Raw genomic sequence first — 9,531 nt, 5'->3', positions numbered from 1 at the left:
CCTCGGCACCGGTCCGGGGGTCCAGCTCGTCCGCCTCGACACCGAATGGACGGCCACCGCCAGGGCCATGCTCCCGTGTCTGGATCACCGGGTGCTCAAGGGTCAACCGACCGTAAAGTAGAGCCATGAGCGGAACGCAGATGCAGAAGGTCGTGCCGCCGCGTCTGCTCGTGCCGTACCTGTCGGGCAAGCGCACGGTGATCTCCGGCTACGTCTACCGGGTCCAGGACTGCGTCAGGCTGACCACGCCGGCGGCCCTCTACTACGGCCTCGACCTGTCCTTCGACGGCTCGGAGCTGTTCCCCGAGGTGCCTGAGCTCTACCTGATGCGCTGGCACGCCCGCGACGTCGACACCTACGCGGTGCCCTACGGCCCGCACATGGGGGGCGACTGGAGCGACGTGCCGCCGTTCGCCGGCAACGGGTTCACCACCTCGCCCGACCACGTGGTGCCGCAGTTCCACACCGTCCCGATGCCGATCCCGGCGGGGGCGGAGATCGTCCACGTCACCGACGAGGGCGAGCGGCCCTTCGCCGGCTACGACGGCCTGACCTGGCGGCCCGCCGCATGAGCGAGGAGATCACGCCGGTCGCCTCCGGCTTCGTGGCCCGGTTCGGCGAGCGTACGCTGCCGGCCGCGCTCGGCCCCGACAACGACCAGGTGGTGCTGTTCAGCGAGGTGGAGCTCGACGGCTTCGAGCCCGCCTCGGGCTACTGGCGGCGGGTGGTGGCCAGGTCGCGGTTGGAGTGGCTGGTGCTCGTCCGCACCGTCGGCGCCTTCGGCGGCGAGCCGTGCATCGTCCTCGACGAGGACGACGACGGCCTGCACATCGCCTACACCGGCCACAGCGGCATGAAGGCCGAGGCGCTCGGCTACTGGATGGTCGACCACGGCGCCTACGAGGTGGTCGTGCCGCGCGAGGAGGTCTTCTCCATCCGCGTCGAACGCATCCCCGTGCCCTAGGCGGTCAGCCCAGGGCACGGTAGCGGGCCAGGCGGGCCGCCAGGCGGTCGGCCGGCGGCGCCTCCAGCAGCTTGGCGATCTCGTGCTCCAGCGCCCGCCCCACGCGCTCACAGAACTGCCTGGGCTCGTAGGCGGCGTCCGGCAGCTCAGGGATCACCCGGTCGACGATGCCGTCGCGCCGCAGGTCGGTGGCCCGGATGCGCTGGGCCTGGGCGATCTCGGGGGCGAAGTCGACCGACCGGTAGAGGATGGCCGAGGCGCCCTCCGGCGGCAGCGGCGACAACCAGGCGTGCTGCGCGCACAACACCCGGTCGGCCGGCAGCAGCGCCAGCGCCGCCCCGCCCGCGCCCTCGCCGAGCAGCAGGCACACGGTCGGCGCGTCGAGGGTGACCAGCTCGGCCAGGCAGCGGGCGATCTCGGCGGCCAGCCCGCCCTCCTCGGCCGACTTCGACAGGTCGGCCCCCGCGGTGTCGACCACGGTGACCAGCGGCAGCCCCAGCTCGGCCGCCAGGCGCATGCCGCGCCTGGCCACCCTGAGCCCGGCCGGGCCGAGCGGCGAGCGCCGGCGCTGTCTTCGCCGGTCCTGGCCGAGCACCACGGCGGGCGCCGACCCGAACCTGGCCAGCGCCAGCACGAGCCCCGGCTCGTTCTCACCGGCGCCGCTGCCGCTGAGCGGCGTCACGTCGGTGGCGGCCAGCTTGAGCAGCGTGCGCACGCCCGGACGGTCGTCGCGGCGCGAGCGGGTGATCGCCTCCCACGCCTCCACCGGCCGCAGGTCCTCCGCGGGCGGCTCGCCCGCCTCGACGCCGGTACGCGCGGCGCACAGCACGGAAAGGGCCCGGATCGCGACCCTGCGGGCGTCGTCGGCCGACACGACGGCGTCGACCAGGCCGTGCTCGTAGAAGTTCTCGGCCACCTGGACGCCCTCGGGAAAGGGGTAGCCGTGCAGCGCCTCGAACACCCGCGGCCCGAGGAACCCGATCAGCGCCCCCGGCTCGGCCGCCGTGACGTGCCCGAGCGAGCCCCAGGAGGCCAGCACGCCGCCCGTCGTCGGGTGGCGCAGGTAGACGACGTACGGCAGCCCGGCCGCGCGATGCTCCTGCACCGCGACGGTGATCCGGACCATCTGGACGAACGCCAGCGCCCCCTCCTGCATCCGGGTGCCGCCCGAGGCCGGGGCGGCCAGCAGCGGCAGCCGCTCACGCGTGGCGCGCTCGACCGCGGCCGCGATGCGGGTGGCCGCGGCGACCCCGACCGACCCCGCCATGAAGGAGAACTCGCAGACCACGACGGCGACCCTGCGGCCGTCGAGCAGCCCCTCGCCGGTGATCACCGACTCGTCGTAGCCGGACTTCACGCGGGCCGCGGCCAGCTCCTCGGCATAGGAGGAGCCGGGCTCCGCCGGATCGGCGGGCGGCGCGTCCCACGACTTCCACGACCCCCTGTCGAGGACCGCTTCGATCAGTGTGCGCGCGTCCGGACGGCTCACTATCGCTCCTAACGATCAACCGATGATGCCATGGTGACGCACGAGGGTACATGCCGGAGCCGGGAATTGCCGATCATCCCTCCCGCTCTTCGAGCCAGGCGAGCACGGCCTCGCCGTCCTGGCCGAGCGCGGGGGGCGCGGTGTGCTCGGCCGCGGGCAGGCCGTCGAAGCGCAGCGGCGGCCCGGGAAGCTCGATCGGGCCCAGCACGGGGTGGTCCACCTGGACCAGGAGGCCCTGGGAGCGGGTCTGCTCCCAGGCGTAGACCTCGTCGATCGACCTGATCGCGCCCGCGGGCACGCCGGCCTCGCCCAGCCTGGCCAGCCAGTGGGCGCGGTCGTGGTCGGCCAGGGCCTTCTCCATGTCGGCGATCAGCTCGTCCCGGTGTGCGAATCTCTGCCTGTTGGTCGCATATTTCGCCACATCAGGGTCGATGTCGAGTAGCTTGGCGACCTTCTTCCACTGGCCGTCGTTCGCCACGGCGATCTGCAGCATGCCGTCGGCGCAGCGGAAGGCGCCGTAGGGGGCGATGGAGGCGTGGTGGTTGCCGTTGGCGCCGGGGACCTGGCCGCCGACCGTCCAGGCCGTGCCGTGGTAGGAGTGGACGCCGGTGACCGCGGCCAGCAGGGACGTGCGCACCACCCGGCCCCGGCCGGTGCGCTCGCGCTCGTACAGGGCCGCCGCCACACCGTACGCGCCGTGGATGCCGGCCAGCAGGTCGGCGATCGAGGCGCCCACCCGGTACGGCTCCTCGCGCGAGGGCCCGGTCAGCGACATCAGCCCCGCCTCGCCCTGGGCGATCACGTCGTAGCCCGGCCGGCCGCCCTCGGGCCCGTCGTGGCCGAACCCGGTGATCGACAGGACGACCAGGCGCGGGTTGAGCTCGTGCAGGCGCTCGACGGGGAAGCCGAGCCGGTCGAGCACGCCGGTGCGGAAGTTCTCGATCAGCACGTCGCTCTGCCGGACGAGCCGCTCGATGAGCTGCCTGCCCTCGGCGGACTTGAGATCGACCGCGATGGACTGCTTGTTGCGGTTGGCCGCCAGGAAGTAGGTCGAGATGTCGTGGTCGGGCCCCACGAAGGGCGGCCCCCATCCGCGCGAGTCGTCACCCCCGTCCGGATGCTCCACCTTGATCACCCGGGCGCCCAGGTCGCCGAGCATCTGCGCGGCGTGCGGCCCCGCCAGGGCCCTGGACAGATCGAGGACGACGACGTCGCCGAGGGGTCCGAGCAAGGTCAACCTCCAGCTTGCGTTGGGCCGGAAGAATATTCTCTCAGGCGGCCGTCCACCATCGCCTACCCTGGTCCGGTGAAATCCCTGGCCCGCCGCATCCAGGCCCTGCCGCCCTCCTGCGGGCCCGTCCGCCTGGTGGCCGTCGACGGCCCGGCGGGCTCGGGCAAGACCACGTTCGCCGGCCGGCTCGGCGCGGCGCTCGGCTGCCAGGTGATCCACAGCGACGACTTCCCCGTCCACTGGGACGACGGCCCCGGCGCCTGGTTCCGGCTGCTGGACGAGCAGGTCCTGCAACCGCTGCGGCACGGCCGCCCGGCCGGTTTCCGCCGGTACGACTGGGTGCGCGAGCGCTACGCCGACCAGGTCTCCGTGCCGGCCGCGCCCGTGCTGGTCGTCGAGGGCGTCGGCACCGCCCGCCGGTCGGCCGCCCGGCTGCTGGCCTTCACCGTCTGGGTGGAGGCCCCCGAGGCCGTGCGGCTGCGGCGCGTCCTCGACCGCGACGGCCCCGAGCTCGAACCCCGGTGGCGGCAGTGGTTCGCCGCCGAACGGGCCTGGTTCGCCGCCGACCGCACCCGCGAGCGCGCCGATCTCGTCGTCGAGACGTGAACCGGGTCGCCCTCCCGCCCGACTGAACAGGGTGACGGAAGGACGACATGACAGATGAGCTGCTCGTCGTACGCGCCCAGCTGGGCGAGCGCGCGGCGATCGCCGAACTCGTACGCCGCTGGCACACCCCGGTCTGGACCTACGTCCGGCGCATGCTGGACGCCGAGCGGGCCGACGACGTCGCCCAGGAGATCTGGGCGGCCGTCGTGCGCGGCCTGCCCCGGCTGCACGCGCCCGGACGGTTCGCGCCCTGGCTGTTCACCATCGCCCGCCGGGCGGTCACCGACCGCCTGCGCGAGGAGTACGCCAGGGCGGAGGGCGCGGCCGAGCCGGAACCGGTGACCGAGGACCCCGCCGAGGCCGTCGTCGACCGCGCCGGCCTGCTCGCCGCCCTGTCCGCCCTGCCCCCTCCCGAGCGGGAGATCCTCGTCCTGCACTACCTGGAGGACCTGCCGGTCGAGGAGTGCGCCCAGATCTGCGGCATCCCCGCCGGAACCGTCAAGTCCAGACTCAGCCGCGCCCGCCGCCTCCTGGGCGACCACCTGAAGGAGATCGACCATGACCGATGAGCCGCGCCTGACCGCCGACCAGATCATCGAGCGCCTCGAACCGTCGCTGTCGCCGTGGCGGCGCGTGCGCGCGCTGACCGCCCTGCTCGCCGGGGCCGCCGGGACGGTCTTCGTCTGCGCCCTGTGGTGGACCGAGCCCGGCCCGCTGCCCGGCCGCACCCACCTGGCCTTCGCCGCCCTCACCGCGTTCTGCCTGGCCTGGGCCTGCTACGGCGGCTGGCTGAGCACGCGCAGAACGCCGCTGTTCGCCCGCGACCGGGTGATCGCCGGCTGGATCGCCCTGGCGGCGGCCCTGCTCACCACCGCGCTCGTCGCCGCCGTGGCCACCGGCGCGCTGGCGCTCGGGCTGGCGTTCGTGGCGGCGAGCGCCGTGCTGACCGGGCAGGCCCACGCGCGGCGGGCGCGGCTGCTGCGGCTCAAGCGGGATCTAGGTGGGTGACGTCGTTGAACGCCACCACCTCGAACCCTCCGCCCGCGGCCCGCCAGACCGACACCGACGCGTTCAGCACCGGCGCGAAGCGCAGGACGTCGGCCAGGTCGGCGTCGTCCCGCCCGGCCATGACGTGCCGCAGGCCCAGCACCACCGAGTCGTGGGCGACGATCAGCACCCGCCGCCCGTCCGCCGCCGCGCGCAGCCCGTGCAGGAAGTCCTTCAGCCGGGCCACCACGTCGGCCAGCGACTCGCCGCCGGGCGGACGGTAGGCGTAGGGGCCCTCGGCCCGCATCCGCCGCACCTCGCCGGGGAACCGCTCGCCGATGGCGGCCAGGTTGAACCGGGCGAAATCGCCCGACTCCTGGTCTCTGAGCCGCTCGTCCACGGTGACCGGCAGCGCGCCGGCGCCCCAGGTCTCCTGGGCGGCCTTCCAGGTGTCGAGGGCCCGCAGGTAGGGGGAGCACCACACCTCCTCGGGCGCCTCGCCGGCGGGCAGCCCGGCCAGCATCCGGCCGAGCGCCCGCGCCTGGAGCAGGCCGAGGTCGGTCAGCGTCACCTCGTGGTCGCCCCGCTCGTAGACCAGTGGCCGGTCGCCGGCCTGCGCGTGCGCCAGGTTCGCCTGGCTCTCCCCGTGGCGTACGGCGACGATCCGCGAAGGTCCCATGGCCGCCATCCTCGCATCCGGACGCCGTACCTCGCCGAAGCCGCCGGAGCGGGCCGTCGTAGGGTGATCCTCATGACTGAAGTCGCATTGCTCGGGACCGGGCTCATGGGCGCTCCCATGGCCCGCAACCTGCTCAAGGCCGGCCTGCCGGTCAGGGTGTGGAACCGCACGCGGGACAAGGCCGAGCCGCTGGCGGCCGACGGCGCCGTCGTGGCCGGCTCCCCCGCCGAGGCGGTCGAGGGCGCCGACGTGATCGTCACGATGCTCAGCGACGGCGACGCCGTGCACGACGCGATGACCGCCGCCGCGCCCGCGCTGCGCCCCGGCCAGGTGTGGGCGCAGATGAGCACGGTCGGCGTGGCGGCGGTCGGCCGCCTGGCCGCCCTGGCCGCCGAGCACGGGCTGACCTTCGCCGACGCGCCCGTCCAGGGCACCAGGCAGCCGGCCGAACAGGGCACGCTGCTCATCCTGGCGGCCGCCCCCGAGCCGGCCCGGCAGGCGCTCGCCCCGGTGTTCGACGCCGTCGGCGCGCGCACCCTGTGGCTCGGCGAGGACGGCGCCCAGGGCACCGGCACCAGGCTCAAGATGGCCGCCGTCAGCTACGCCATCTCGATGACCGGCATCGTGGCCGAGGCCCTGGCCCTGGCCAAGGGGCTCGGCGTCGACCCCGGCCTGGTGCGCGAGGTGATCACCGGCGGCCCGCTGGACAACGTCTACTTCCAGGCCAAGTCGAAGGCCATCCTGGAGGGCGACCTGGAGCCGTCCTTCACCGTGCACAACGCCGAGAAGGACACCCGGCTGATCACGGAGGCGGGCGAGTCGGCCGGGGTGCGGCTGGACATGGTGGCGGCGGCCGGCGAGCGCCTGCGCCGCGCCGAGGCGCAGGGGCACGGCGACCAGGACATGGTGGCCACCTACTTCGCCAGCTTCGACGAGGAGTAGCCCCCGCCGGTTCCCTACAGTTCGTCCACCTCCGCGAACGTCCTGCCGCCGGACAGCCTCGGGTAGCCGGGGCCGCGGTCGAAGAAGCGGTCAGCGGGCGGGCGGAGGCGGGCGCGGAGCTCGGCGGTGCCGCGTTCGTCGATGCGGTCGCCGTCCAGGACCACGCCGTAGTCGCCCAGGGCGCCGGCGATCGAGACCTTGCCGTCGCGGACGTCGGCCGCCACCGCCCGCGGGTCGCGGTCGTAGGGGGAGCCCCAGCCGCCGCCGCCCGTGGTGCGGATGCGGATCAGGTCACCGGCCTGGACGGGGTGGTCGTCCACCAGGCCGTCCATCTCCTTGCCGGCGATCTCCACCCGGAACGGACGCCCGGCCAGGCCGCCGTTGACGCCCCAGCACGACAGGATCGACCGGTCGGCGATCGACATGTACGACGCGTCCCTGAGCATCCTGATGTGCTTGTCGTAGCCCAGGCCGCCGCGGAACATGCCGGGGCCGCCCGAGTCGCAGGCCAGCCCCAGCCGCTCCACCCGGAACGGCCAGCGCGCCTCGGCGAACTCGACCGGGATGTTGCGCGAGTCGGGGACGATGTGGATGGTGTCCTCGCCGTCGGCGTACCAGCGGCCGCCCGAGCCGCCGCCCAGCACCTCGCGCATCAGGTACGGCGTGCCGTCGGCGTCGCTGCCGTAGACGCCGGTGTAGCGGATGGTCTCCTGGTCGGCGGGCATGCGTCCGCCGGTGGCCTTGGCCAGCACCCCGGCCAGCACGCCGAGCAGGCGCAGGATGACGAACGTGCGGGCGTTGGTGGGCGCCGGGAAGACCGGGGTGAGCAGCGTGCCCTTCTCCGGGAAGACCATCCTGATCAGCGGCACGACGCCCTCGTTGACGTCGAGCTCGGCCATGCGCTCGGGCGTGTCGGCGAGGTTGCGCAGCACCGGCGCCAGCCACTTCTTCAGGAAGACGCCGTCGGCGTAGTCGCCCGCGTGGTTGATCGGGCCCTTGGCCTGGGGCGAGGTGCCGGTGAAGTCGATGGTGAGCGGCGCGTCGGCGGCGTGGTCGACGGTGAGCGTGATGCGCTGGGCGTGCAGGCGGGGCTCGTCGACGCCGTCGTGCTCGGCGTAGTCCTCCCAGACGTACGTGCCTTCGGGGATCTTGGCGAGCAGCTCCCTGCGGAAGGTCTCGGTGGTCTTGGAGACGATCGCGTCGAAGCACTCCTCGACGGCCTGCCTGCCGTACCGGTCGAACAGCTCGCCGAGGCGGCGGGCGCCCATGAGGCAGGCCGAGCACTCGGCGTCGAGGTCGCCGGCCAGGGAGTCGGGCATGCGGGAGTTGCGGGTCATGATGCGCAGCGCGGTGTCGTTCGGCACGCCCTGGTCCCACAGCTTGATCGGCGGGATCATCAGGCCCTCCTCGTACACCGAGCGGGCGTGCGAGGGCATCGAGCCGGGCACCGCGCCGCCGATGTCGTCGTGGTGGCCGAACGCCTGCACGAACGCCACCACGGCCCCGTCGTGGAAGACCGGCACGGTGACGCACAGGTCGGGCAGGTGGCCGATGCCGCCCTCGGACAGGTAGACGTCGTTGTGGAAGTAGACGTCGCCGGGCTTCATCGTCTCGATCGGGAAGTCGCGCACGATCGGCTGGACGAGCGCGCTGTAGGAGCGGCCGGTGAGCTTGCGCAGCCGGGCGTCGTGGATGCCGGCGCGGAAGTCGTGCGCGTCGCGGATCATCGGGGAGCGGGCCGTGCGGGCGATGGCCGTCTCGACCTCCCGCTCGACGGAGGCCAGCGTGCCCTCGACGATCTCCACCAGGATCGGATCAATCACGTCGGATCTCCACATTTCCGTATTCGTCCACCTTCGCGGTGAAGCCCGGGTGCACGGGGATCGTCGATCCGTACTCCTCGATGACCGCCGGGCCCTGGACGGTGGCGCCCGGCCCGAGCGCGGCCCGCTGGTGGATCGGCGTGTCGCGGGTCTCATCGAAGTGCACGGGACGGACCGACGTGGCGCCCTCCCCCGGCTTGCCGAGCCGCCGGATCGCCGGACGGGTGATGGGACCGATGCCCGAGACGCGCAGGTTGACCCATTCGACGCCGTGGCGCGGGTCGTCGCGGTAGGCGTACCCGTACAGCTTCTCGTGGGCGTCGTGGAAGGCGTCGATCACCGTGCGCTTCCAGTCGTCGTCGAGCGGGCCCGCCGGGGCCGCGACGCGCACCTCGAACGCCTGCCCGTAGTAGCGCAGGTCGGCGCTGCGCACGTGGACCGGGTCGTCGAAGCCCTCGCGGTCGAGCGCCTCGGCGGCCTGGCCCTCCAGCTCCTGGAAGATCTGCGCGGCGGTCTTGAGGGCGAGGTCGCGGGTGACGTACGTGCGCACGTAGTCGTTCTTGACGTCGACGGTGAGCAGGCCGAACGCCGAGACGTTGCCCGGGTCGCGCGGCACGACGACGGCGGGCAGGCCCAGGATGTCGATCAGGCGGCAGGCCAGCAGCGGCCCCGACCCGCCGAACGTCACCAGCGGGAAGTCCCGTACGTCGAGGCCGCGCTTGACGGTGCCCTCCCGCCCCCGGGCCGGGACGGCGGCCTGCCCGGCAGGGTGGGCGGCTTCCACAAGCGCCACCTGGACGGGCGGGTGGA

General features: G+C 73.6%; 11 protein-coding genes. 6 read left to right on the top strand and 5 right to left on the bottom strand.

All coding sequences use genetic code 11. The features are described from left to right. Window positions 1-125 precede the first annotated feature (125 nt). Together ACWCSD_RS39690 and ACWCSD_RS39685 are read left to right on the top strand one after the other, a co-directional pair. A complete protein-coding gene (locus ACWCSD_RS39690; protein ID WP_358284931.1) occupies window positions 126-572 on the top strand; it encodes a hypothetical protein in 447 nt (148 codons plus the stop codon). Continuing rightward, complete coding sequence (locus tag ACWCSD_RS39685; RefSeq protein WP_352363918.1) at window positions 569-964, top strand: hypothetical protein; 396 nt, start codon at window positions 569-571, stop codon at window positions 962-964. Before ACWCSD_RS39690 ends, ACWCSD_RS39685 begins: the two co-directional genes overlap by 4 nt. A 4-nt stretch (window positions 965-968) precedes the next feature. On the opposite strand, the gene ACWCSD_RS39680 is transcribed toward ACWCSD_RS39685, so the two are convergent. Both ACWCSD_RS39680 and ACWCSD_RS39675 read right to left on the bottom strand, forming a co-directional pair. Beyond that, the gene (locus ACWCSD_RS39680; RefSeq protein ID WP_397163695.1) at window positions 969-2,453 is read right to left on the bottom strand and encodes a carboxyl transferase domain-containing protein; all 1,485 of its coding nucleotides are present in this window, start codon (window positions 2,451-2,453) and stop codon (window positions 969-971) included. A 73-nt stretch (window positions 2,454-2,526) separates the two neighbouring features. Beyond that, window positions 2,527-3,684: a CaiB/BaiF CoA transferase family protein gene (locus tag ACWCSD_RS39675; protein WP_358284925.1), complete on the bottom strand. Its 1,158-nt coding sequence runs from the start codon at window positions 3,682-3,684 to the stop codon at window positions 2,527-2,529. A gap of 75 nt (window positions 3,685-3,759) precedes the next feature. Between ACWCSD_RS39675 and ACWCSD_RS39670 the strand changes: the two genes are divergently transcribed. The 3 genes from ACWCSD_RS39670 to ACWCSD_RS39660 are packed head-to-tail and all read left to right on the top strand — an operon-like array spanning window position 3,760 to window position 5,298. After that, the gene (locus tag ACWCSD_RS39670) at window positions 3,760-4,290 is read left to right on the top strand and encodes a uridine kinase family protein (protein ID WP_358284922.1); all 531 of its coding nucleotides are present in this window, start codon (window positions 3,760-3,762) and stop codon (window positions 4,288-4,290) included. 47 nt (window positions 4,291-4,337) lie between these two features. Continuing rightward, window positions 4,338-4,859: an RNA polymerase sigma factor gene (locus ACWCSD_RS39665; protein ID WP_449922596.1), complete on the top strand. Its 522-nt coding sequence runs from the start codon at window positions 4,338-4,340 to the stop codon at window positions 4,857-4,859. After that, the gene (locus tag ACWCSD_RS39660) at window positions 4,849-5,298 is read left to right on the top strand and encodes a hypothetical protein (RefSeq protein ID WP_387664204.1); all 450 of its coding nucleotides are present in this window, start codon (window positions 4,849-4,851) and stop codon (window positions 5,296-5,298) included. The genes ACWCSD_RS39665 and ACWCSD_RS39660 overlap by 11 nt, the downstream gene beginning before the upstream one ends. Here the strand turns inward: ACWCSD_RS39660 and ACWCSD_RS39655 are convergent. Beyond that, a complete protein-coding gene (locus tag ACWCSD_RS39655) occupies window positions 5,276-5,956 on the bottom strand; it encodes a histidine phosphatase family protein (protein ID WP_449922594.1) in 681 nt (226 codons plus the stop codon). The two genes, ACWCSD_RS39660 and ACWCSD_RS39655, sit on opposite strands and share 23 nt — an antisense overlap. Window positions 5,957-6,028: 72 nt before the next feature. Between ACWCSD_RS39655 and ACWCSD_RS39650 the strand changes: the two genes are divergently transcribed. After that, window positions 6,029-6,898, top strand: a complete 870-nt coding sequence (locus ACWCSD_RS39650) for an NAD(P)-dependent oxidoreductase (RefSeq protein ID WP_387664200.1) — start codon at window positions 6,029-6,031, stop codon at window positions 6,896-6,898. A 14-nt stretch (window positions 6,899-6,912) separates the two neighbouring features. Here the strand turns inward: ACWCSD_RS39650 and ACWCSD_RS39645 are convergent, their stop codons facing one another. Beyond that, window positions 6,913-8,721, bottom strand: a complete 1,809-nt coding sequence (locus ACWCSD_RS39645; protein WP_397163684.1) for a hydantoinase B/oxoprolinase family protein — start codon at window positions 8,719-8,721, stop codon at window positions 6,913-6,915. Further along, on the bottom strand, window positions 8,714-9,531 hold an 818-nt coding region (locus ACWCSD_RS39640), incomplete at its 5' end, for a hydantoinase/oxoprolinase family protein (protein ID WP_449922592.1). The genes ACWCSD_RS39640 and ACWCSD_RS39645, both read right to left, overlap by 8 nt.

This window comes from Nonomuraea sp. NPDC001684 (genome assembly GCF_053596515.1).
The sequence above is the reverse complement of the archived record's forward strand: the minus strand, read 5'-3'. Positions and strand labels throughout refer to the sequence as shown.